Source organism: Pseudomonas sp. (assembly GCF_049653025.1).
Lineage (GTDB): Bacteria > Pseudomonadota > Gammaproteobacteria > Pseudomonadales > Pseudomonadaceae > Aquipseudomonas.
Genome location: NZ_JBASFM010000019.1, coordinates 1 through 23,367, shown reverse-complemented (window position 1 = coordinate 23,367; position 23,367 = coordinate 1). Strand labels below are relative to the sequence as shown.

General features: G+C 61.7%; 17 protein-coding genes. 3 read left to right on the top strand and 14 right to left on the bottom strand.

Going from position 1 to position 23,367, the window contains the following annotated elements; all coding sequences use genetic code 11:
• Positions 1–124: 124 nt before the first annotated feature.
• From WBK23_RS15980 to WBK23_RS15930, 11 genes are all read right to left on the bottom strand, one after another.
• Positions 125–2,032, bottom strand: coding sequence for a bifunctional metallophosphatase/5'-nucleotidase (locus WBK23_RS15980; RefSeq protein ID WP_424484921.1), 1,908 nt, complete (start codon positions 2,030–2,032; stop codon positions 125–127).
• Positions 2,033–2,123: 91 nt separating this feature from the next.
• Positions 2,124–3,461, bottom strand: coding sequence for a flavin monoamine oxidase family protein (locus WBK23_RS15975; RefSeq protein ID WP_424484920.1), 1,338 nt, complete (start codon positions 3,459–3,461; stop codon positions 2,124–2,126).
• 135 nt (positions 3,462–3,596) lie between these two features.
• Complete coding sequence (rimI, locus tag WBK23_RS15970) at positions 3,597–4,049, bottom strand: ribosomal protein S18-alanine N-acetyltransferase (protein WP_424484919.1); 453 nt, start codon at positions 4,047–4,049, stop codon at positions 3,597–3,599.
• 167 nt (positions 4,050–4,216) lie between these two features.
• A complete protein-coding gene (locus WBK23_RS15965; RefSeq protein WP_424484918.1) occupies positions 4,217–5,035 on the bottom strand; it encodes an energy transducer TonB in 819 nt (272 codons plus the stop codon).
• Complete coding sequence (locus WBK23_RS15960; RefSeq protein WP_424484917.1) at positions 5,032–6,579, bottom strand: 2-isopropylmalate synthase; 1,548 nt, start codon at positions 6,577–6,579, stop codon at positions 5,032–5,034. Before WBK23_RS15960 ends, WBK23_RS15965 begins: the two co-directional genes overlap by 4 nt.
• A gap of 296 nt (positions 6,580–6,875) precedes the next feature.
• Positions 6,876–8,120 carry a saccharopine dehydrogenase family protein gene (locus WBK23_RS15955; RefSeq protein ID WP_424484916.1) on the bottom strand — a complete coding sequence of 415 codons (1,245 nt, stop codon included), beginning with the start codon at positions 8,118–8,120 and terminating at the stop codon, positions 6,876–6,878.
• Positions 8,121–8,145: 25 nt separating this feature from the next.
• Positions 8,146–9,243, bottom strand: coding sequence for a carboxynorspermidine decarboxylase (locus tag WBK23_RS15950; protein ID WP_424484915.1), 1,098 nt, complete (start codon positions 9,241–9,243; stop codon positions 8,146–8,148).
• Between the two features lie 211 nt (positions 9,244–9,454).
• A complete protein-coding gene (locus tag WBK23_RS15945; protein ID WP_424484914.1) occupies positions 9,455–11,776 on the bottom strand; it encodes a DUF6160 family protein in 2,322 nt (773 codons plus the stop codon).
• Between the two features lie 11 nt (positions 11,777–11,787).
• Positions 11,788–12,393, bottom strand: coding sequence for a DUF6160 family protein (locus WBK23_RS15940; protein ID WP_424484913.1), 606 nt, complete (start codon positions 12,391–12,393; stop codon positions 11,788–11,790).
• On the bottom strand, positions 12,383–13,429 hold the full coding sequence (locus WBK23_RS15935; RefSeq protein ID WP_424484912.1) for a hypothetical protein: 1,047 nt from the start codon (positions 13,427–13,429) through the stop codon (positions 12,383–12,385). The genes WBK23_RS15940 and WBK23_RS15935 overlap by 11 nt, the downstream gene beginning before the upstream one ends.
• Before the next feature lie 2 nt (positions 13,430–13,431).
• On the bottom strand, positions 13,432–14,490 hold the full coding sequence (locus tag WBK23_RS15930; RefSeq protein ID WP_424484911.1) for a DUF6160 family protein: 1,059 nt from the start codon (positions 14,488–14,490) through the stop codon (positions 13,432–13,434).
• Between the two features lie 287 nt (positions 14,491–14,777).
• Between WBK23_RS15930 and mksB the strand changes: the two genes are divergently transcribed.
• From mksB to mksF, 3 genes are read left to right on the top strand one after another with little or no spacing between them, the layout of a single operon-like run.
• On the top strand, positions 14,778–16,025 hold the full coding sequence (gene mksB / locus WBK23_RS15925) for an Mks condensin complex protein MksB (RefSeq protein WP_424484910.1): 1,248 nt from the start codon (positions 14,778–14,780) through the stop codon (positions 16,023–16,025).
• Complete coding sequence (gene mksE / locus WBK23_RS15920) at positions 16,015–16,710, top strand: Mks condensin complex protein MksE (RefSeq protein ID WP_424484909.1); 696 nt, start codon at positions 16,015–16,017, stop codon at positions 16,708–16,710. Before mksB ends, mksE begins: the two co-directional genes overlap by 11 nt.
• Positions 16,707–19,541 carry an Mks condensin complex protein MksF gene (gene mksF, locus WBK23_RS15915; RefSeq protein ID WP_424484908.1) on the top strand — a complete coding sequence of 945 codons (2,835 nt, stop codon included), beginning with the start codon at positions 16,707–16,709 and terminating at the stop codon, positions 19,539–19,541. Before mksE ends, mksF begins: the two co-directional genes overlap by 4 nt.
• Before the next feature lie 55 nt (positions 19,542–19,596).
• Here mksF and WBK23_RS15910 read toward each other — a convergent pair whose 3' ends face one another.
• Genes WBK23_RS15910 through WBK23_RS15900 form a run of 3 tightly spaced genes read right to left on the bottom strand, consistent with a single transcriptional unit; the run spans position 19,597 to position 23,168 of the window.
• A complete protein-coding gene (locus WBK23_RS15910; RefSeq protein ID WP_424484907.1) occupies positions 19,597–21,900 on the bottom strand; it encodes an MlaD family protein in 2,304 nt (767 codons plus the stop codon).
• Positions 21,893–22,516, bottom strand: a complete 624-nt coding sequence (locus tag WBK23_RS15905; RefSeq protein ID WP_424484906.1) for a paraquat-inducible protein A — start codon at positions 22,514–22,516, stop codon at positions 21,893–21,895. Before WBK23_RS15905 ends, WBK23_RS15910 begins: the two co-directional genes overlap by 8 nt.
• The gene (locus WBK23_RS15900) at positions 22,503–23,168 is read right to left on the bottom strand and encodes a paraquat-inducible protein A (RefSeq protein WP_424484905.1); all 666 of its coding nucleotides are present in this window, start codon (positions 23,166–23,168) and stop codon (positions 22,503–22,505) included. The genes WBK23_RS15905 and WBK23_RS15900 overlap by 14 nt, the downstream gene beginning before the upstream one ends.
• Between the last annotated feature and the right edge of the window lie 199 nt (positions 23,169–23,367).

The window sequence follows — 23,367 nt, the reverse complement described above, 5'->3', positions numbered from 1 at the left end:
GACACCGAAATGGGCTAGCTGAACTAGCCACACAGGCCACCCGGCTCCTGATTCGTCGATGCGCACCATAGGAGCGCTGCGGGCTTTTGACAAGCACGCGCGGCTCTCAATCACAGTAGCCCGCTCAGGCACGGCGGCGGCGCAGCAGCCAGAGCATCAGCAGCACACCTGCCAGCAGCACCAGGCTGACGCCCCACTGCAACGGCCCGGCATAGCGATACAAGGCCCGCGGGTGCAGGCTGGGCTCGCGCAACATGCGCTGCTCGGCGGCCGCGCCCGTGGTGGGGATATCGGCCAGGCCATCGCCATCGGTGTCCGGCAGGCTGCGGATATGCGCGAGCAGGCCTTGCCACTCCTTGTACTCCTGTACACCGGCTTGCGCGGAGTCGGCGTCAATGATCGCGTCCTTGATCGCCGCCAGCGGCCGGCCCTGGGCATCCTTGGGCTGCACACTGAGCACGCCCTTGGTCAGGTCGCTGACCAGCCAGGTAAAGCTGCCGACATAACTGGTCGCGCCGATGCTGTAGAGCCGCTCGTCCTGCAGGTCCAGTGCCTGATAGCCCTTGCTGGGGTCGCCGAGTTCGATGCGGCTGACCCGGTCAAACGGCACGCGCCAGGGGTTATAGGCAAAGCGCAGGCCCGACACGCGCGGGTAATAGCTTTTGCTTTCACGCAGCTGATACGCCAGCAACAGCACTTCAAGCAGGTTCTTCAGCTCCTGGCCGGTAACGTACACCTTGATCAGTGGGTAGCCCGGCGCGTTGTCCAGCTCGCCCACACCCAGCGGCGCAATGCGAAACAGGTCGGACACCGCCTGCACACCATTGCGGCCCTTGATCATGTTGTCGCGGATGGTGCCATTGCCGGTAAACGACACATCGCTGCCGGTAGCCTGGCGCAGGGCGTCGGTGACCAGGTTGGCGAGAATCGGATCGTCATACGCACGGGTCAGGGTCTTGTCGACCTTGGCCAGCGGCTGATCGAAGGCATAGCCCTTGGGCGCCAGCATCTGTTCGCTGACCACCTGCTTGAAGTCCTCGACCTGAGCAGTGATGGCGGCCTTGCCGGCAATCTGGTCGTTGATCGGGTGCAGTTGGTAGTCGATCACCTGTGGCTTGCCGTCGTCACTCAGGCGCATGCGCAACTCGCCCAGGTGCTGGATTTCCGAACCGGCCTGCATCACCGGCGTGCGCCCGTTGACCAGCACCGGCTGGGCCAGCGCGGTGTGCGAATGGCCGCCAACAACGATATCGATACCCGGCACCTGTTCGACCAGCTCGACCTCCTCGCCGCGCCAGCTGCCGTCCTCCTGCTGCACCACACCCATGTGCGAAAGCAGGATGACCACCTCGGCACCCTCCGCGCGCAACTTGGCGACCATGGCCTTGGCGGTTGCCTGCGGATCGGCAAAGGTCGCCGGTTTGATCATCGGGCTGACCGCTACCGCATTGTTGCCGAGCAAACCGAACAGGCCGAAGCGGATGCCGCCCTTGTCGATCAACTTGTACGGCGCAATGCGCCCGGCTTCGTAGTGGGCCTGCAGGCTGTCGTCTTCCTTGCGCGTCGGATCGAAGCCCAGGTTGCTCGACAGCAATGGCAGCAGCGCCTCGCCCTTGACCTGGTGCGCCGAGCTGATCATCGCGGCCAGGCCGGCTGGGCGAAAATCGAATTCGTGGTTGCCCAGGGTCGCGGCGTCATAACCCAGCTCGCTCATCAGGCGCAGCTCGCCGCCGGTTTCGCGGGTCACGGTATGAAACAGTGTGCCCATGCTGAAATCACCGCCATCGAGCAGCAATACCGCTTGCTCGCCGGCGGCGGCGCGGCGCTGCTCAAGCAAGGTGGCCAGACGCGCCACGCCGCCGACCGTGTCGTCATCGCCGACAGTGGCCGGGGTGTATTCGTTATTCGGGCCAAAGCCGAGCAGCCGCGACTGCCAGTCATTGGTGTGCAGAATGGTAAAGCTGCGCTCGGCGGCCAGGGTCAGGCTGGAGCTGCACAGGCAGAGGGCAAACAGGCTACAGAGCACACGCATCACAACATCCTTGGGCAAACGATGCGGCAGTATGGCCGCGCAGATCAGCCAGTGCAGCGACCGATAAGGCCGCCGCCACTCGCCAATCGGGTCAACAGTCCAACACCTCACGGGCGGCGCGCTCGCCCGCCTGCACCGCGCCATCGAAGTAGCCCATCCAGCGCGTGGCGGTTTCCGTGCCGGCAAAATGCAGACGCCCCAACGGCTCACGCAAACGCGCCGCGCCATTGCCCCACAAACCCGGTGGAAACAGCGCCGCGTAACAGCCACGGGCAAACGGCTCGTCCATCCAGCTTTTGTCGACATAGTCGATGGGCTGCAACGCGCGGCTGCCGAAATAACGGGCGAAACATTCCAGCACCACCGCCTGGCGTTGCGCGGCCGGTTGCGCACTCCAGTGGCGCGCCTCATCGCCTTCGATAAAGCCCATCAGCACGCCGCGCGGTGAGCCCGGCAGGCTGTTGTCAAAGGTCAGGCGCACCGGCCCGCTTTCGCTGGTGGCTTGGCCGGACAAGCCGCGCTCACGCCAGAACGGCGTGGCGTAGTGCGCCATGCATTTGATCACCGCGCCCTGCGGTTGGCGTTGCAGCAACTGGTCGCGCCAACCCGGCAACAGCGGCTCCTGGGTGATGCGTAGCAGCAGGGTCGGCGGTACGGCAAAGATCACCCGCCGCGCCGAATGGCTGCCGCTGTCAGTGAGCAAATCGACATGCTCGGCATGCTGACGCAGGGCGCGCACCGGTTGCGCCAGTTGCACGGCATCGCCCAGGCGCGCGGCCAGTTCCTCACAGATGCGCTGGCTACCGCCGACAATGCGATCCTGCTGCGCGCCTTTATCAACACCGAGCAGGGTGTCCAGGTCGGTGCCGCTCTTGATGTAAAACAGCACATGCAGAAACGACAGCTCCTGCGCGCTGGCGGCAAACACCGCGCCGCTGAGCAACTCGAACACCTTGCGGCCATGGGCGGTGTGCAGGTTGCGGTCGATCCACTGGGCAAAGCTGATGCGGTCCCACTGCGCAGCCTTGGCATGCTGGGCGGGATCATCGAGGGGGATATGTTGCGCTAAGCGGTCCAGCCGCCACTGCGCCTGGGCGACATCCAACAGTACATGCGGGGCGAAGCGCGGGATGGTGCCGCGGTAGGGTTTCAGCACGCCGCCGAACAGGGTCAGGTTGTCGCCCTGGTTCCACAGCGGGAAGGTTTGCAGGTTCAGCTCAGCGAGCAACCCGAGAATACGATCCTGAGTCGGGCCAACCCACTGCCCGCCCACCTCGACCACATCACCTGAGGCGAACCGATGATTAAGGGTGCGCCCACCCACTCGCGCGTTGGCCTCCAGTACTTTGACCTGCTTGCCGGCCTGCGCCAGCCGCCAGGCCGCGGTCAACCCGGAGATCCCCGCCCCCACCACTATCACATCGTGCATGGTCGCCCCTCTTGTTGTTATGCCACAGAGGGTACGTGATCACAGCGGGGATACTCAAAGCCAAACGCGCCAGAATCACCGACACTCCGGCCGCTGGTTGGCGGGCGTAGGGTTAGCCTGAGGCGCGGGCCGGGTTCAATCGAACAACGGGCAGACCATCACCAGCGCATCCTCGCGCCCACCGACAGCCGGGTAGTAATCGCGGCGGCGGCCGACTTCGTTGAAGCCGTAGCGCTCGTACAGACGGTAAGCCACCTGGTTGCTCGCGCGCACTTCCAGAAAGCAGTCATTGGCCCCCTGCTGCTGAGCCTGCTGCATCAGGTGCTCGAGCAGTTTCAAGCCCAAACCTCGGCCCTGGCTTTCGGCCTTGACGGTGATATTGAGCAGATGGGCCTCGTCCATGATCACCTGGATCACGCCATGACCGACCTGCTGCTGGCCTTCGAACATCACCCAGCATTTGTAGGACTTCAGGCTGTCGGTAAAGATGCCACGGGTCCAGGGGTGGCTGAAGGCGGCGTATTCGATCTTCAGCACGGTATCGATATCCGCCTCGGTCATCGGGCGAAAACTGATCGCATCACTCATTCAGGTTGACTCAGCAGGCTGTTGAAAACGTAGGCGAGGTAGCCGAGACAAGGCGCAAGGCACTAACAGCCTAAGGCTGGTCAAAGTGGCCGAGAAGGCGGAGTTTACTGCAGTAAATGAGCACTTCGAGGTCACTTTTAACGCAGTGTCGACAACGCAGGTAGTTTTCAAGAGCCTGCTAGCCAGCGTTGCCGCACGCGGCGCATGGCCTGCCACAGCTCGCGCTTGCGCTGCGGCTCGTCCATCAGTAATTCCAGGCCAGGCAGCGCCCAGGCGGCCCCCAGGCCTTCCACCTGCAATTCGCGGTTGTAGGCATCGGCATCGGCGTCACCGGCAAAGCGAATCGCCGGCAAGCCGACCAGCCACAAACAACTGCACGGCGGCTGGTCTTCCAGGCGCGCGCTGACAAAGCTCTGCACGAACTCCAGCGCCGCCTGTGGCCCCTGATCCATCTGCCCACGCACCAGCAGCGGCCAACGCACGGGTTCGCCGACCAGTTGCGGGCTATCGGGCAGGCCGGCGGCGCGCAGCAAATCCTTGAGTAGCAGATAAGCCGGGTCGCGCCCTTGCAACGCCTCGCCGGTGGGCAACTCGACCAGCACCGCGCAGGCACCGGCGCGCAGCAGTTGCAGGGCAAAGCGTGGCGGTGCCACGGCGGCGACCTTGGTCACTACGCGTTCATCGGCAGCCTCGGTCGGCGCAGGGCTGGCGTTGCGTTGCACGGCAGCGGGTCGTGGCACTTCGATTTTCGGCCGTGCTTCCAGTGGCACGGGAGCCGGCACAGGGTTCGGTGCCGCATAGGCCGGCGCGACTTCAGCGACCTGCACAGGTGCAAGCGCAGGCGGCGGAGCTGGCGGTTCTGACGCGCTAAGTGGCTGTAACAACTGCGGCCGCGACGGTGCGGCGAAAGGCAGCTCCACTCGCGGCAACCAGCTGGTGACCTGCATGGCGCTCAGGTAGGCGCGCCGTAGCTGCTCGTTGATCAAACGTCAGCCACCTGTGGATGCGCCTTCTGCCCGGCCTGCATCAGGTTCAAGGCATTGATATAGGCCTTGGCGGACGCCACCAGGATATCGGTGTCGGCCCCATTGCCATTGACGATGCGCCCGGCCTTCTCCAGGCGCACGGTCACCTCGCCCTGGGAGTCGGTGCCCTGGGTGATGGCATTCACCGAGTACAGCTGCAGGCTAGAATCCGAGCTGGCAATCGACTCGATGGCCTTGAAGGTCGCATCCACCGGGCCGGAACCCTGGGCCTCGGCATGCTGCTCGACGCCGTCGACACTGACCACCAGTTTGGCCTGCGGCACTTCACCGGTCTTGCTCGCCACTTCCAGGGTGACCAGCTTGAAGTGCTCCGGCGCATCCGTGGCCAGGGTGTCGGAGACCAGCGCCTGCAGGTCTTCGTCGAAGATTTCGTGCTTCTTGTCGGCCAGGTCCTTGAAGCGGGCGAACGCGGCGTTCAGTTCAGCCTCGCCGGCCAGGGTGATGCCCAGCTCGTCCAGGCGCGAACGGAAGGCGTTACGCCCGCTCAATTTGCCCAGCGACAGCTTGTTGGTGTGCCAGCCGACCGACTGCGCCGACATGATCTCGTAGGTTTCGCGGTGCTTGAGCACGCCGTCCTGGTGAATGCCCGACTCGTGGGCAAAGGCGTTGGCGCCGACGATGGCCTTGTTCGGTTGCACCGGAAAACCGGTGATGCCGGAGACCATGCGCGAGGTACTGAGGATATGCGGGGTGTCGATGCGGGTGTGCACGCCGAGCAGATCTTCGCGGGTCTTGATCGCCATGACGATCTCTTCCAGCGCGGCGTTACCGGCGCGCTCACCGAGGCCGTTGATGGTGCACTCGACCTGACGGGCACCAGCGACCACCGCCGCCAGGGAGTTGGCCACGGCCAGGCCCAGGTCGTTGTGGCAATGCACGGAGAACACCGCCTTGTCGGCGTTGGGTACGCGGTTGAGCAGCTGACGAATGGTCTCGGCGTACTGGTGCGGAATCGCGTAGCCGACGGTATCGGGGATATTGATGGTGCGCGCGCCAGCATCGATGGCCGCTTCGATGATGCGGCAGAGGAAATCGATTTCCGAACGGCCGGCGTCCTCGCAGGAGAACTCGACATCGCTGCACAGATTGCGCGCGCGCTTGACCGCGTGCACGGCCTGCTCGACCACCTGATCCGGCTGCATGCGCAGCTTGTACTGCATATGAATCGGGCTGGTGGCGATAAAAGTGTGGATACGCCCGGAGTTGGCGCCCTTGAGCGCTTCGGCGGCGCGGTCGATATCGGCATCCAGCGCTCGCGACAGGCTGCACACGGTGCTGTCCTTGATGCTGTCGGCAATCGCCTTGACCGCGGCAAAGTCGCCCGGGCTGGCGATGGCAAAACCAGCCTCGATCACATCGACCTTGAGGCGCTCCAGAGCCTTGGCGATGCGCAGCTTTTCTTCACCGGTCATGGACGCGCCGGGGCTCTGCTCGCCGTCACGCAGGGTGGTATCGAAAATAATGACGCGATCGTTGCTGCTCATGCTGGTTTCCTCACGGAGTCGCCGTAGCACGCACCCGACGTTGGGGGGCGTGTCGATAGGGGTTGATTGTCGCGTGAAAAGCCACGGGCGGGAAGCGCGGCGCACATCGATGCCACGTCGCGGCTAAAGCCCCTCCCACGGGCCAGAAAGCAAAACGCCCACCAAAATGGCGGGCGTTAGGCTGATTGAGCGAGCTAGAGTCCTGCAAGGCAAAAACAGGCGAAGAAGCGGAGTGTACTTTTGTACATGAGCATTCTGAGCCTGTTTTTAACGCAGCAGGGCCGACGCGCAGCCAATCAGAGGGCTTGATCCCAGGGACGGTCGCCATTGGCGTCCTTGATGCGGGTCGGCAGGCCCATTACATCGAGCAGTTTGAGGAACGGCTCGGCCGGCAGCTCTTCAACGTTGGCCATGCGCGCCACATCCCAATCACCACGGGCGACCAGCAGTGCAGCAGCGACCGGCGGCACACCAGCAGTGTAGGAAATGCCCTGGCTGTCGGTCTCGACAAAGGCGTCCTTGTGGTCGGCAACGTTGTAGATAAACAGCTCGGCCGGCTTGCCGTCCTTGGTGCCTTTGACCAGATCACCAATGCAGGTTTTGCCGCTGTAGCCTGGGGCCAGTGAACTCGGATCAGGCAGCACGGCCTTGACCACTTTCAGCGGCACGACGTCGAGGCCTTCGGCGGTTTTCACCGGTTGCTCGGAGAGCAGGCCGAGGCTGTTCAGCACGGTAAACACGTTGATGTAGTGCTCGCCGAAGCTCATCCAGAAACGCACGTTGGGCACGTTCAGGTGCTGGGACAGGGAATGCACTTCGTCATGCCCGGTCAGGTAGAGGTTCTGCTCGCCGACCACTGGCAGGTCGTCGGTGCGCTTGACCTCGAACATGCTGTTGCTGGTCCACTGACTGTTCTGCCAGCTCCAGACTTGGCCGGTGAATTCACGGAAATTGATTTCCGGATCGAAATTGGTGGCGAAGTACTTGCCGTGGGAACCGGCGTTGACGTCGAGGATATCGATCGACTCGATCGTGTCGAAGTACTGCTGTTGCGCCAGCGCAGCGTAGGCATTGACCACACCTGGGTCGAAACCGACGCCGAGGATCGCGGTGATGCCTTTATCCTGGCATTCGGCCAGGTGCTGCCACTCGTAGTTACCGTACCAAGGCGGCGTTTCGCAGACCTTGCCCGGTTCTTCGTGGATGGCGGTGTCGAGGTAGGCCACGCCGGTCTCGATGCAGGCGCGTAGCACCGACATATTGAGGAAGGACGAACCCACGTTGATGACGATCTGCGATTCGGTTTCGCGAATCAGCGCCTTGGTTGCTTCAATATCCAGCGCATTCAGGGCATAGGCCTTGATTTCAGCCGGCTGCTTGAGGCTGCCTTTGGCTTGAACGCTGTCGATGATGGCCTGGCATTTGGAGATGTTGCGCGACGCGATAGCAATACGACCGAGTTCGTCGTTGTGCTGCGCGCACTTGTGGGCCACCACCTTGGCGACACCTCCTGCACCAATGATCAGAACATTCTTCTTCAATTTCTTTATCTCTCCTTTCTGCCGCCTACGAGAGGCTGGACAGGTAGTCGTCAAAGCCAAATTCGCGAACCACCTCGACGCTGCCGTCGAGCTGTTTCACCACGATGGACGGCATTTTCAGGCCGTTAAACCAGTTCTTCTTGACCATGGTGTAACCCGCTGCGTCGATAAACGACAGACGATCGCCGATGGTCAGCGGACGGTCGAATTGGTACTCACCGAAGATGTCGCCGGCCAGGCACGATTTACCGCACACCATGTAGGTGTGTTCGCCGCCTGAGGGTTCCATCTTGGCGTTGAGCCGGTAGATCAGCAGATCGAGCATGTGCGCTTCGATGGAGCTGTCGACCACGGCCAGATTCTTGCCATTGAACAGGGTGTCGAGCACCGTGACTTCCAGCGAGGAGCTCAGGGTGATCGCGGCTTCGCCCGGCTCCAGATACACCTGCACGCCAAAGCGTTCGGAGAACGCCTTGAGCCGCGCGCAGAACTGATCCAGCGGGTAGCCTTCGCCGGTGAAATGAATGCCGCCACCCAGGCTGACCCACTCGACCTGCTCCAGCAGGTGGCCGAAGCGCTCCTCGATGGTGGTCAGCATCTGGTCGAACAGCTCGAAGCTGCCGTTCTCGCAGTTGTTGTGGAACATAAAGCCGGAAATCTTATCCATCACCCCGGCGATCTTGACCGGGTCCCACTCGCCCAGGCGGCTGAACGGCCGGGCCGGGTCGGCCAACAGGTAGTCGGAGCTGCTCACCTGCGGGTTGACGCGCAGGCCGCGAATGGTGCCTTCGGTACCGGCGGCAAAGCGCTCAAGCTGGCCGATGGAGTTGAAGATGATCTTGTCGCAGTTGGCGACCATTTCTTCGATTTCGTCATCGGCCCAGGCCACGCTGTAGGCGTGAGTCTCGCCAGCGAACTTCTGCCGGCCGAGCTTCAGCTCGTAGAGCGACGATGAGGTGGTGCCGTCCATGTACTGCTGCATCAGGTCGAATACCGACCAGGTGGCGAAGCACTTGAGCGCCAGCAGCGCCTTGGCACCGGAATGTTCACGCACGTAGGCGATCTTCTCGAGATTACCCAGCAGCTTCTGTTTGTCGATCAGGTAGTACGGCGTTTTGATCATTTCGGTGCCCCATGCAAGGTCGGCCAACGGAGAGCAAAGGCTGCTCCCCCCAAAAAGTGGAGGCGAATTGTGCCGACAACCGGTGCATATCGAAAGAGCTACGGGGATATTTCGTCGGCCGAGCGACCGCTGGCGACGCCTTGCTGCAACCCGCGCAGCAGCAACCCAGCCGCCGGCAGGATGGCGGACCGGGGTTACAGCGGCATGACGGCTAGTTGATGGGCGTCGCGGTGAGGTTGGCGCGGATATCGGCGTTCTGCAGCTTGACCCCGTACATCGAGGTCACCGCACCGCCGGTGGGGTGCACGTGCTGAATCCGGTCGATATTCACTTCCTTGAAATGCACCCGACCGTTGACCGCAAATCCCAGCGGGTCGGGACTCACCGGCGTGCAGCCGGAGGCGGTTTTGGTGCAGACCTTGGTCGGGGCTACATCGAGGTTGAGGTCGACGTTGAAGCCATAGCTGTTGGCATTCGGGTTGGCCGCATTACCGTCCGAGGTGTGGAAGTTATCCACCACCAGCTGGCTGCCGGTGCCGTTCACACCATTGACCCGGTCCGTTTCGATAATGATCTGGTTACGCTTCTCGTTGCTCGACACCGCATTGGCCGGGTTGCCCGAGGTGTCACGCACGAAGACGTTCTTCAGCTTGACCGAGATGCCTTCGTCGCCCCGGTTTTCCCAGCGCCCGCCGCTGGCCGTACAGGCTCCCGCCGAAGCACCGCTGCCACCGACACAGAGCGCGCCGGCCCCACCCGAACTGATTGCCATGGTCGAGCCTTGCTCATAGCGCTTGAGCACCAGGCGGCCGATGCTGCTGCCGGTGTGCCGATCGCCCCAGCGCACATTGCCGACATCCAGTTTCGACCAGTAGGTGCCCTTGCGCAGCTCAACGCCGTTGTTGCTGATATCCAGCGAACCTTCACGAAAGTGCATGTCGTAGCTGCTGCCGGACAGCCACAGGCCCCGGCCGTTCTCATCCACGGTCACCGCCGCATTGGCTTCGGTGACATAGAAGTCGGCGTTGTAGCGCAGGCCATCGCCCACCGCACCACCGGCCTTGAGGGTGATCTGGCCATTGAGGGTGAAATCGTAGGCCGGGAAAATTTCCATCAGCACCAGCAACTCGGTGCCGCCCTGCAGCGGCGAGTTGGCATTGCCCACGCGCAGGCCGTCGAAGCTGTAACTGCCGACGACATTCTTCAGCCCCAGGCGGATGCCATCGAAGTGGCCGTTGTAGCCACCGCTGTTCATGTCGCTGTTAGTACCGGCATAGCAACTGGCACTGGCTCCAGCCGCGCAGCTCTTGGTCAGATCGAAACTGAACTGCCCTGTACCGTGGGTGCGCAAACCGCTGAACCACATGCTGTTGCCGTTATCGGTGAGCGACAGCGAGCTGTCGAGCATATTCCAGCTGAGGTCCGCACTGATGCCCTTCAGGCCCGAATTGGGATCGCCGCCCGGACGCAGCTTCAACCAGTTCTGCCGCGCGCCCTGGTCGAGAAAGTTCAGCTCCACGGCCAGGCTGCCGAGCTTCTGGTTAGTCGGGTTGCCCATGATCAGGCCGCCCAGGGTGGCGCTGAGCTTGAGGTCCTGAAACGCCACCTTGGCATAGCTGCCACCGCCGTCCTGTTCCAGGTCCAACGTCAGGCCGGCGTTGCTGATCAGGCTGCCGGCAAAGTTCTCGGCACGCAGCACGCCTTCGTCCCGATACTGGAACAGGCTGTTGGCGATGCTGATATTGGGCTTGATGCGCAGCCCTTCGCCGCTCGCGCCACCGCTGCCGATACTGATACTGCCGCCCAGGCGCAGGTCCATATTGAGCTTGCCAAAACTGCGCGCGGCATCGGCGTCACGCAGGTCCGGGGTGCCTGGGGTAACCGCCACGCCTGGCGTGGGGTCGCCATGTGCGAGGTCGAGGCCGATGCCGGCAATCGCACCGACAAAGCGCGAAGTACCCAGATCCAGTTTTATTTCCTGGCCACTGCCACCGCTGACGATATCGACGTAAGCGTTGTTCAGGTAGGTGTCGAAGGACAGGCCGTTAACGATCAAATCGAAGCCATTGTCGCGGTAATAGAAGGTGGCGGCGCTCAGCGACAGCTGACTGTCATCCACGGAGAAACCACTGACGCCACTGGCCCCGCCGCCACTCAGCTTGAGGCTGCCACCCAGGGTGTAGAAGGCGCGAAAAGCACCGAAGCTCTTGCTGCTGCCGGCCAACTCGATATTGTCGATGGACAGCATCTGCGCTGCACCGCTGTGTTGCACCTGTAGCTGATCGCCCACTACATCGATAGTGGTGGTCGAACTACTACCAGCGGTTTGCGGGGTATTTTTGACGCCCTTGAGGCTGAGGGTCTGACCGTCCTGGCCGTAATCGATGCTGCTGGCCGACCAACCGCCGCCACTGGTTTGCAGGCTGATGCCATCCCGCCCACTGACCGACGACAGGGTCTGGTCATCCAGGGCTTGCATGGCCTGCGCCAATGGACTCAGGAGTGCGAGCAACAACAGCGACGGACGGTGCATGGCCCTGCTCCTCAATTCTGCGGAAAGATCAGTACGTTGCCTTGCATGCGGATGCTGCCGTCGATCTTCGCCGAGAAGATATTGGTCTGCTGGTAGGTCGGATCACCGCCATTGGCCACGCTCAGCGCCTTGTTCTGCCAGCCGCCCTGGTTCGCCACGCCGAAGGCAAAACTGCCTTCCTTGAACTTCACTTCCTTGGGCAGGCCGAACTCGAGCACGTCCTGATTGAAGGTCGCACCGTCACCATTGAAGCCGCTGTTGATGGTGCGAGTACGTAGGGTCAGCCCTTCAAAGCTGAACACGCCCTTGAGGTTATCCAGCACATACCAACCGCCCGCCGCTTCAGAGCGAATCGCCATGCGCATGCCGCAGTTTTCCGCGGTACTGGCACCGGCCGTGGCGCAGCTGCGTTGCCCGGCGGTCCAGGTACTCGGCACATTGCTGGCGGGTTTGCTCCACAGAACCCCGCCATCCTTGTTGATACTGAGCTCGCCGGACAGGTACACCCCGCCCTGCCCGTTCATGCTGCTCAGGGTGGCATCATCCAGCGCCTGCATCTCGGCATGCGCCGGCAGAGCAAGCGCGACTGCGACTATCAACCCGAGTTTAGAGATCACGGCTGGTCACCTTCAGGTAGTTGATGCTGAGACCCTGGATAGCGTTGTAGCCAAAGTTGTAGCCACCGGTAGCGAAACTGCCGCTGCCGGCCTTGAGGTTATCGATGACGATATTGGTGCGCGGCGCATTGGTGTAGAAATCCGCTGCAATTGCATTGCGCTCGGCAGCCGGGCGCGCGCTGCCATTGGCTGCACGGGTGATCGGATTGGGCAACTCCAGCACGAACTGACCGTTGCTGCTGACATCGAACAACAGTGGTTGGCTTTTGCCATAACCCAGGGAAATATTGGCGTAGGCATTGCTCAGCGTCAGGGTGCGCGCCACCTGCTCTTGCTCGCTGGTGCAGTTGGCCGTACCGGCGGCACAGGACATCAGTTGCAGGCTCTTGGCGAAGATATTCACCCGCGCCTCACCGACCAACTGGCCGCGCGGGTCATCGCCCCACAGACGCAGGTAGGTTCCGTCCATGACCAGCTCGCTGATATCGAGATTGATGATGTCGGTGCGCCCGGCGGCCACCTGGAAGTCGAAGCGAATACCCAGATCGACCCGTTCAGACACCCGACTGGAACAGTTGCTTCCCGCGCCGGCATAACCATTGATGCAGGCCTGTCCACCCGCGCCAGTCAAACGTTCAGGAAACTTCAGCTCCAGCACGGTGACATTGTTCGGCGTGGTCTGCACCCACTGGCCGTCATCACGCAGGGTGCGCAGGGTCTCGCCGGTAGCCAGGGTCACCTCGAATGGATGATCCAGACGACCGATATTCACTGGATTGAGGTTCGCGCCTTTATTACTGCCGGTCGCCCCCAGGTAGAACTCCTTCACCGAGATCGGCACGTTCTGCCCGGAACCGTTATTGATGTCATTGACCGTGATGGTGGAACCCGAGGCATCCAACAGAATGCCGTCCAGTACAAAGCCAAAACCGGCCCCCTGAACAGCTGACAGCTCCTGATCATCCAACGCTTGCAGCTCTGCCTGGACAGCACCCGAAAGCAGCAGCAACGAGATAACAGCACTCAGCGTACGCATGTTCAGCACCCCGCCGTGGCGGTGCCCAGGCAGGTGTCCTGCCGGGGAATACCATTGAATGCCTGATCGAAGTCGATATTGATCGGTGCCACCATATTGCCGTTGGCATCGCGGTACTTGGGCAGGTTCATAAAGGCCCCTTTCAAGGTATTGATCAGCGTGGCGTTATCCATGTCACGCCAGGCAACATCCTGGGTCTGCATGGAAATAAAGAAGCCCTTAGCCGCGCCCTCGATGGCAGCTGTAGCGGCAGAGTCATTAACCGCCATATTGCCCACAGGCAGGGACTGGAAGTTGCTCAGTGGAAAACAGGTTGCCAGCGACAGAACCTGGCAACCATTGGAAGCGAACAGGCTAAGTAATGCATCAGACAGGCCGCCAAGATTGCAGCCACTGACACACCCCAGCGTCTGCCCATTGACCATACCTGCGGACGTGGCGCGCACCGGATCGGCCGTGCCATTGCCCTGCACCAGCGTGGCATCAGCCTCTAGGCGTGTGTTGCGCGTGACACCGGCGATCCCTAGCAGAAACTGCTCCCAGCCACTGGCCTGATCGAATACCGGCGCAGCTGTACCTTGGATTTTGATGGGAATATTCCCGGTCAGACTCTGGATATCCCCGGACAGGATCCCCTTGGCCTCACCAAAACCTATACGCACCCCCACCACCTTGTTGCCCGAATAAGCCAGTTCCAAAAAAGGATTGGCGATCTTGAACGGGTTGATGGTGTCGTCGGCGTTAACCGTGCCCAAGGCGAAGTTGTTGATCAGCAGGTCTGAGGTACCCAGTGCCTCGCCCGGGCGGGTAGCCGAGTCGTTGTACTGCCCCAGCTGCAGCTTCTTCATATTCAGCTGGGTATCGACATTCATGCCGAAATTAACTCGGGTGTAGTTGATCCCGGCATTGCTGTCGGTGGTCAGGTTGATAAAGGCCTGACCGGTCACCTCCGACAGTTCGCGATCCTCCAGTTCGACCATCCTGGCGTGAGCAGTGCTGCTGAGTAACCCAGCACAGATCAATGCAAGCGCAGTTTTGGCAAAACCAAGGGTCGAACGCATGGCTGATTCCCCGTCTTTCTTATTGGAATGGCGGAGCCCTGCGGACTCCACGCCTTGATTAGCACTATAAAAAGCCCAGCGCTTGAGCGGGCCGACCCATAGTCGAGAAAAACCCTGGAAACAGCCCCACTCGCGGCCCCGAACCGCCCGGCGCTGTTACCCATCACCACACCAGGGGTTACACCGCCGAGCGGGCCTGGGCAGACGATGACTGACACTCAAGCCTTGGCCGTGTCATGCAGTACAATCGGCGTTTTTTGCGAAAAGCTCGCGGAGCGGATGCCCCGATGATTGACCCCAAGCGCGTACTGCGCGCCCTTGCCGAACACTGGACGTTGCTCGAGCCGCTGTGCGAGCGCTTCGATGCCGGCACCCTGAGCCTGGTCGAGCTGCGCAACCAGCTCGTCGCGCAGCTGCCGGACAGTACCCCGGTGGACATCACCGCCCTGCTCGACCAGTGGATTCGCCTGGATATCCTGGTGCCGGTGGCCAAGAGCCCGAATCGATTCGAGCTGAATGCGCAGATCCACGATTTTCTCGCCTACCTGCGCCGTGAACACCGCCTGGGCCTGTGCCTGGAGATCGAGGCCTACCTGCGCCATCTGGAGCGCCTGGCCGGCTATATCAAGGACGCCTTCGAGGTGCGCGACGCCGCCGACTTGGCGCGCCAGCTGCGGTTGCTGGATATGCGCGTGCGCGACGTGCTGAAGAAGCTGGCCAACGACGAACAGGCACTGGTCGCCGTGGCAGAGCGGGCCAAGACCAGCGACCGGCAGATTCCGCTGCGCCAGCGCTACGCCGAAGTGCTGGCGACCTGGGACGAATACGTCGAGCCGATGATCCAGCTGGTGGCCGCCGACGGTGCCTTCGAACAGGGCGTGTACCGCGTCGAACACGTGCTGCTGCGCCTGCTCGGTGAACAGCAGCGCCTCGGCCAACTGGTCGACGACGACCTGTTACTACGTACCCACGCACGCATCCTGGAAATGCAGACCACCGCCCAGCTGACCCTGCGCAAGGCCCGCGAGCTGCTGCTGCCACTGCGCGAAGAAGCGCGCCGACACAACGCCGTGACCCGTGGCGCGGCGCTGGCCCTGGCGGCGATCCGCCGTAAAGGCCTGGACGCGGTGCCACAAGCCTCGCTACCGCTGTTCAGCCGCCCGCAAAGCACCTTTCTCGGTAGCGCCTCCCAGGTCGAGGCCTATGTCTATGCCCTGGCACGCTTCCAGCCCAAGCCAGCGCAATTTCCCAAGGCCCACGCCACACGCAAGGGCGAAGCACCGCGCGCACCACGCACCGCGCGGGAGATGCTCGAGCGCTGCGAACAGGCGCTGCCACTGCCGGACCTGATGGCCTGGCTGCTGGAACAGGAACCCGAGGGTGCCACCGACGAATTGCTCTACTGGTTCTCGCGCCTGTCGCGCGACGCCCGCTTCCAGCGCGAGCGCTTGCAGCGCCGTGATTATTTGACCGCCGAACACCAGCTCAGCCTGAGTTCCTTCACCCTGCTGAAGACCCAATCCCATGCATCTTGATCTTTCCGAACTGAGCCTCCTGGCCCCGATCTTCCGCGAGCTGTTCAAGGGCTACCACGTCAGCCGCCGCGACCCGGAGCTGTACGCGCAACTGTCCAATCTGCAGGATCCGTATCGCGCGCTGTTCAAGGCGCTCGGCTATGAGTTGGTGTGCGACAGCCGTGGTTTCTACTACTTCGTCCCCGAGCAGATGGGCGCGCAGGTCAACAAGACCGCCCAGCGCCTGGCGTTGTTCACCTTTATCCTGGTCGAACACCTCGCCGACCAGGGTCGTGACCCGCTGGCCGTGCTGGATGGCGGCAGCCTCGGCCGCGATGAGCTGCCGGCGCTACTGGACAAGTACCGCGACCTGTTCCTCCAGGCCGAAGTCACCACCCAGGATGAGCTGGAAGAAAAGGTTATGCGCCGCCTGACCCAGCTGGGTTTTGCCAGCGAGGACAACGGCATCTACCGCTTCCTCGCGCCGATGCACCGCTTCCTCGATGTGTGCCTCTCCGTGCAACAGGACCGCGATCTGGCCGCCACGCTGCACAGCGCCCTGCCGCTGCCGACACCGGTACTGCTCAACGATGAGGCCGAAGACGAAATCATCAGCCTCGCCGAAACGGACACCGACGAATCCGAAGAAGACGCCCTGGCCCGCGCCATGGCCGAAGAACGCGACGCCCAGGAGATGGACGTATGAGCCAGGAACGCTACGGCATCCGCCGCTTCGCCCTATTGAATACCGCCGGCTACAGCCTCGGCCTGTTCCCGTTGGAGAACCCGCTGTCGGTCTACGGGGCCAACAACCTCGGTAAATCCGCCTCGATCAACGCCCTGCAGTTCCCGATCCTGGCGCGCATGTCGGATATGAGCTTCGGCAAGTACAGCCTGGAGCAGTCGCGCAAGTTCTACTTCGCCAGCGACACCAGCTATATCCTCGTCGAAGTCGCCCTGCCCCACGGCCCGCATGTAATTGGCGTAGCCGGGCGCGGCCCGGGCGGCGGCTTCGGCCACCAGTTCTTCGCCTACCAGGGCACCCTGGATCTTGAGCACTACCAGAAGAACGGCACCTGCCTGCGTCAGCGCGAGCTGTTCAACAACCTGGAGCGCGAGGGCATCAAGGCCTACGAGCTGAAACCCGAAGAGCTGCGCCGCCTGCTGGTCGGCGGGCATACCAGCATTCCGCTGGACCTGACCCTGATTCCGTTGCGCTCCACCAGCGAGCAGAGCCTGAAGACCTTCCGCGCGCTGTTTATCAACCTGCTGCATATGCGCGAGATCACCGCGGCCAAGCTTAAGCAGCTGTTCCTCGATGCCTTCGAGCACAGCCTGCGCTCCGGCAGCGTCGACTATATCGCCGCCACCGAAGAAGCCTTCCGCGATGTGCGGCGCATGGAGCAGGACTACCAGGCGCTGGTTACCGCCGGCCCGCTGATCGAGGCACTGGCCGCCGGCGTGGCCCAGCGCGAACAACTGCGCGGCAAGCTGCATCGCCTCTCGCCGCTGCTCGACTCGCTGCTCGGCACCTGGCAGGACTACGCCGGCGCGCGCCGCGAGGAACTGGTGATCCAGGCCGAGCATTACCAGGGCGAGCAGGATGGCCTGCAACAGGAACAACGCGGCGGCACCGCCGAACTGATGCGTATGGAGCGCCAGATCAGCGAGATTCAGCGCTGGCTCGGCGAGCTGTCCGTATTGAAGAATCGCTTTGCCCTGGTCGATGACGTACGCGTGCTGGAAGCGCAACTGCTCGCGGCCAAGGACGCCCACGATGAATTGGCCGGTGCCCTGGCGCAGTCGCGGCAGTTCTCCGCCGAAGACCTCGATGAGCGCCTGCGCGATCTGGAAAAACGCCTGAAATCGGTCAAGCAACAGCTCGAACACGCCGACAACAACAGCTACTCGCGCCTGCGCGAGGAGTTTTCCCAGGCCGATGTCGACCGCCTGATGCGCCTGTTTAACGGCCAGCTGTTCAGCCTACCATTGGGTGAAAAAGGCATTCAGGTCGCCGAGGGCGATGCCTGGGTCAAATCCCTGGAGGCCATTCTCGATGGATTCAAGGGCGAACACTTCGAGGTGCCGGGGCTGACCATCGACCTCAGCCATATCGAGCCGCCGGCCCTGCAGGCCCTGGCCGACCGCGCCGCGCTGCGTGACCAGAAGGACCGCCTCGACCGCGAATACAAACAGCTGAAAACCCAGCAGAGCGTGGCTTCCGACCGCGCCGCGAGCAAAGCCCAGGCAGAGCAGTTGTACCAGGCCGTACTGGATGCGCAGAAGGCCCTGGAAGATTTCCGCCGCAGCCAGACCCTGGCCGTGGAAGAGAGCGACAAACTGGAGCAGCTGGCACAGCTGGAAGCCGCCCAGGATGAACTCAAGCGTGCCTCCGATGCCTTTACCGAGCGCGTGCAGCAACTCTCCGCCAAGCTGCAACTGGTCGGCCGGCAACTGGCCGATCTGGAAGCCAAACAGCGCACCCTGGAAGACGCCCTGCGTCGCCGGCAACTGCTGCCGGCCGACCTGCCGTTTGGCACGCCGTTTACCGACCCAGTCGACGACTCGCTGGACAACCTGTTGCCGCTGCTCAATGACTATCAGGATGCCTGGCAAGGCCTGCAACGCATCGACGGGCAGATCGAGGCGCTGTACGCCCAGGTGCGCCTGAAAGGCGTGGCCAAGTTCGACAGCGAAGATGATGTCGAGCGCCGCCTGCACCTGCTGGTCAACGCCTACGCGCACCGCCAGGACGAAGCCATCACCCTGGCCAAGGCGCGCCGTGCGGCGGTCACCGACATCGCTCGCACCCTGCGCAATATCCGCAGCGACTACGACAACCTGGAACACCAGTTGGCGCTGTTCAACCGCGAGATCAACAAGCGCCAGGTGTCCAACCTGGAGAGCTTCCGCATCGTTCTCGCGCCGAACAAGGACGCGCTCAAGCATATTGATCAGATCATCCACAGCGCCGGCCAGTACGAGGAAGGCGAAACCCTGTCGGTGTTCGACCTGCAGCAGAGCGGTGAGCAGGACAGCAAGAACGAGGAAGCCAAGGAGTACCTGGCACGCCTGGTGGCGGCCAACCACAACCAGCTGGGATTGAAGGACTTGTTCGAACTGGCCTTCGAGATCACCAAGGTGCACGGCCAACCGGTGATCCACACCGACATCGATGGCGCGGCCTCCAACGGCACCACCATGACCATCAAGGCGCTGACCAATATGTACCTGTTGCTGCACCTGATGGACCGCGACCAGGCCGGCAAGGTGCGCCTGCCCTACTACCTGGACGAGGCGGCGGATATCGACGAGAAGAACCAGCAGGCGCTGATCGAAACCAGCCTGCAGCTGGGCTTCGTGCCGATCCTGGCCTCGGTGAAGCCGCAGGTCTCGGCCCATGTAGCCATCGACCTGGAAGGTGGCAGCGGGCCGAATGGCATCTATATCGATGAAGCGGATTGGAAATATATCCAGCGCCGCGACAGTGCCAAGAGCAGGACTGAAACCACAACCGCAGCGGCAGAGCCCGCCTAAGGCTGGCATCACCCCAGCCACAAAGCACAAGGGCCGCAATTGCGGCCCTTGTTGGTTATTTCTCCAGCGCGATCTTCGGCGCCCAGTGCAACCACTCTTCCTTCACCTCGTCATACAAGGCGAAGGTCTGCCCCGGCTGCGCCGGCCCGCCCATCTGCGGGTTGTCCGGTGAAGCGAAGGCGATGCCGCCTTCCAGCAAGGCCTCCAGCGACTCGGTACGCACCTTCACCCCGCTGAACAGCCCGGCATCCACACCGATGCCACTGGCATTCCAGAAGCGGCTGCCCGTACGTATCAGCGGGGCATACCGAGGCTCGATCAGGATATGGATCAATACGCGATCAGAGGTAGGCCCGAGCTCGAAATCGGTGACCTTGCCCACCGGTACTTCTCGGTAACTGACCACTACGCCGGGCTTGATCGAGCCACGCCGCGCTGCACTCAACACCAGGCGCAAACCTTGCTCGCTGACATTGACCTTGGGCGGCGACTCGCTGGCGGTAAAGCTGAGTTGTACGGCCCCCGGCTTACTCGAAGGCCGCACATCCAGATACTGGCCACTGACCAGGGTCTCCAGGTTGGCCGCACGGGTCAGGCTGACCTCCGGCTTGACCACCCAGAACTGCGTGCCAACCCGGGCGATCTGCTGAGTAGCCTGGGTCACCCGGGCATGCAGGATCACGGCTTGCAGATCATCCGTCAGCTCGATGTTTTCGATCTTGCCAACATCCAGGCCCTTGTAGCGAATCGCCGTGCCCGGACTCAAACCATCGCCGCTGGGCACGCGAATGGTCAGCTCCACACCTTTCTGCAGGGCCACTTCCTGGCTGCCATAGAGGGTAAAGCGCTCGACCCGCTTACTGCCTTTGGGCGCATTGGGATTTGGTGTTTCAAAGGCGATACCACCCGACAGCAAGGTCTGCAGCGACTCGCTCTTCACCTCGACACCCGACAAGCCACCCTTGAAGGTAACGCCACTGGCATTCCAGAAGCGCGTGCTGCTGTTCACCAGATGGACGTACTCAGGATCGATATGCACACCAAAAGCCACCTGCTTATCATCGCGCGACAGCTGGAAGCTCTGCACCGAACCCACTTTGACCTGACGGAACAGCACCGGGCTACCCACCTCAAGCGAGCCGCGCGCATCGCTGAACAACACCAGATGCAAACCCGGAGCGCCGAGGTCAAGCGGAGGTGCCTTGGCCCTGGCAACAAAGTCACGCAGTGGGGCATTACCCTTATCGCCAGGCCGAAGCGCAATGTAATTGCCTTTGACCAATGCCTCCAAACCGGTAATTCCGGCCAGGGAGATCGATGGTTTGACCATCCAGAAATCAGTACCCTCGACCAGATAATCCTCGGTACGCGGATCCAGCATCAGCTCGATACGGGCACTGCTCAAATCCTCGCTGACCTTGAAGGTTTTCATCTGTCCGACCTGAATCCCCTTGTACATCACCGGGGTACGGCCAGGCTCAAGCCCCTCGAAGTCCTGCAACTGCAGCGTTATCCGGATACCGGCTTGCGCCGCATCAAAATCTTCATATAAACGGAACGGCAAGCTCGGGTCAGTCGGAGGGCTGTCTTGGCGGTGCTCCGGGGTGGCAAACGCAATGCCCCCCGCAACAATGCTGGCCAGCGACTCGGTACGCACCTTGACCCCCGACAGGCCGGCATCAATCGACACGCCGCTGGCATTCCAGAAACGCGTGTGCTTGCGCACCAGAGAGGCAAACTCAGGCTGAATGAACACCTTGACCTCAATCTGGTTCTGCCCCTCCATCAGGGCATAACTTTTTACCCGGCCAACCTGAATCTGCTTGTAGAACACCGGACTGTCACGGTTCAACGAGCCCAGACGCTCGGCCTTGAGCGTCAGGTGCAGGCCCGGAGTGTCATCAGCCATCGGCGGTGGCTCGGTCAGTGCCGTGAACTTCAGCGTCGGCTCACCATCGCCTGGGCTGGCACTGATGTAGTTGCCAGAAACCAATGTCTCCAGCCCGGTAATACCAGCCAGTGACACGCTGGGCTTGACCAGCCAGAAACGGGTATTACTGAGCAGGTGCGGCGCGACCCGCTTATCCATCTCGATGGTAGCGCGCACACCACGCTTCGAGCCCGTCTCATCCAGCTCCAGAGCAGTGACCTTGCCGATCGGCATGCCCTTGAAGATCACCTCCGTCTTCCCCGCCTGGAGCCCTTCACCACTGGCGAAGTTCACTTCAATAACAATCCCGGCATCGTTGTAGGCACGCCAGCCCAACCAGCCGCCGATCAACAAGGCAATCAGCGGCAGCACCCAGATAGCAGACCAGTTTGAAGCTGGACGCGTTTTGGCCATCGGCAAATCATTCATGGTCGTTATCCGGTTCCGTGTTATCCCAAATCAAGCGCGGGTCGAAGGTCAAAGCCGCCAACATCGTCAGCACCACCACACTGGCAAATGCCGTCGCTCCATAGCCTGGCTCAATACTCGCCAAGCTACCGAAGTTGACCACAGCCACCAGAATCGCAATGACGAAGATATCGAGCATCGACCAACGCCCAATCCATTCAATAAAGCGGTACATCAGAATGCGCTGGCGCGCCGACATCGGTTGATGCCGCTGCACCGAATACAACAGCAAGGTAATACCGATCAGCTTGAAGGTCGGCACCAGGATACTGGCGACGAATACCACAATGGCAATCGGCAGCATTCCGTAGTTCACCAACTCGATAACGCCCGACATGATGGTGTCGGACTGCCCCTTGCCCAGGGAGTTGACCGTCATGATCGGCAGCATATTCGCCGGGATGTACAGAATTGCCGCCGTCAGCAACAGCGCCCAAGTGCGCACCAAGCTGTTCGGTCGACGGTCATGCAGATGACCACCACAACGCGTGCAGAACTGCTTCCCGGCATCCATTTGCTGCGCATTGAGTTGGTGGCACTCATGGCAAATCAGCAATCCCGCATCAATCGCCCGCATGCACGCCCTCCCCTGACAGTGCTTCCCATATTTGATGAGGCGACATCGTCACCTCCAACCAAACCTGCACCAAAAGCAACGCAATAAAACACAACAAACCAATACCCAGACTGAGATCCGCCAGCTCGATCAACTTAACGATCGCCACCAGGATGCCCATCAAGTACACCTCAAGCATTCCCCACTCGCGCAGATGCTGATAAATCCGATAGAGCAGCAGGCCATAGCTACGGCCAATGTCAAAGCGGATCGTCAGCAGCACCGCCAGCTGACAAAGCAGCTTGAGTAACGGCACGGCCATGCTGCAGAGAAACACCACCACGGCGATGCCTTGCATACCGCTGTCGTAGAGCCCTAGCACGCCGCTCCAGACCGTATCCTTGCTGCCCTGACCGAGCAGATTGAGCTGCATGATCGGCAAGAAATTCGCGGGGACATAAAGCAGTAAGGCGGCTATGACCAACGCCAGGCTACGGCGCACCACCTGATGCCGATGGGTATAGAGCTCATAACCGCAGCGCGGGCATTCCACTCGCTCGCCAGCCCCGGCCGATGGCTTGCGCATCAGCAAATCACATTCGTGACAGGCGATCAGCTGCTCAATCTCAAGTGAGGATAATGACTCTGAGGATGTTCGTGGTGGACCGGCCATTTCGAAGGACTCTGCTATAAGCGCACCTATGCATGATAGCCACGCGTTCTTTAGTTGCCTATCAAAGGCTCATCTGTGCGGGGTTTGTTTTTCGCGGCACAAAGTAAAACCCCCGACCAGTTTCCTGATCGGGGGTTTTGGTATAGGTGCTTGACGATGACCTACTCTCACATGGGGAAACCCCACACTACCATCGGCG

Bases quoted from the DNA above. Each gene is read 5' to 3' on its own strand.
- WBK23_RS15980 (WP_424484921.1), bottom strand. From the start codon at position 2,032: ATGCGTGTGCTCTGTAGCCTGTTTGCCCTCTGCCTGTGCAGCTCCAGC.
- WBK23_RS15975 (WP_424484920.1), bottom strand. From the start codon at position 3,461: ATGCACGATGTGATAGTGGTGGGGGCGGGGATCTCCGGGTTGACCGCG.
- rimI (WP_424484919.1), bottom strand. From the start codon at position 4,049: ATGAGTGATGCGATCAGTTTTCGCCCGATGACCGAGGCGGATATCGAT.
- WBK23_RS15960 (WP_424484917.1), bottom strand. From the start codon at position 6,579: ATGAGCAGCAACGATCGCGTCATTATTTTCGATACCACCCTGCGTGAC.
- WBK23_RS15950 (WP_424484915.1), bottom strand. From the start codon at position 9,243: ATGATCAAAACGCCGTACTACCTGATCGACAAACAGAAGCTGCTGGGT.
- WBK23_RS15945 (WP_424484914.1), bottom strand. From the start codon at position 11,776: ATGCACCGTCCGTCGCTGTTGTTGCTCGCACTCCTGAGTCCATTGGCG.
- WBK23_RS15935 (WP_424484912.1), bottom strand. From the start codon at position 13,429: ATGCGTACGCTGAGTGCTGTTATCTCGTTGCTGCTGCTTTCGGGTGCT.
- WBK23_RS15930 (WP_424484911.1), bottom strand. From the start codon at position 14,490: ATGCGTTCGACCCTTGGTTTTGCCAAAACTGCGCTTGCATTGATCTGT.
- mksB (WP_424484910.1), top strand. From the start codon at position 14,778: ATGATTGACCCCAAGCGCGTACTGCGCGCCCTTGCCGAACACTGGACG.
- mksE (WP_424484909.1), top strand. From the start codon at position 16,015: ATGCATCTTGATCTTTCCGAACTGAGCCTCCTGGCCCCGATCTTCCGC.
- mksF (WP_424484908.1), top strand. From the start codon at position 16,707: ATGAGCCAGGAACGCTACGGCATCCGCCGCTTCGCCCTATTGAATACC.
- WBK23_RS15910 (WP_424484907.1), bottom strand. From the start codon at position 21,900: ATGAATGATTTGCCGATGGCCAAAACGCGTCCAGCTTCAAACTGGTCT.
- WBK23_RS15905 (WP_424484906.1), bottom strand. From the start codon at position 22,516: ATGCGGGCGATTGATGCGGGATTGCTGATTTGCCATGAGTGCCACCAA.
- WBK23_RS15900 (WP_424484905.1), bottom strand. From the start codon at position 23,168: ATGGCCGGTCCACCACGAACATCCTCAGAGTCATTATCCTCACTTGAG.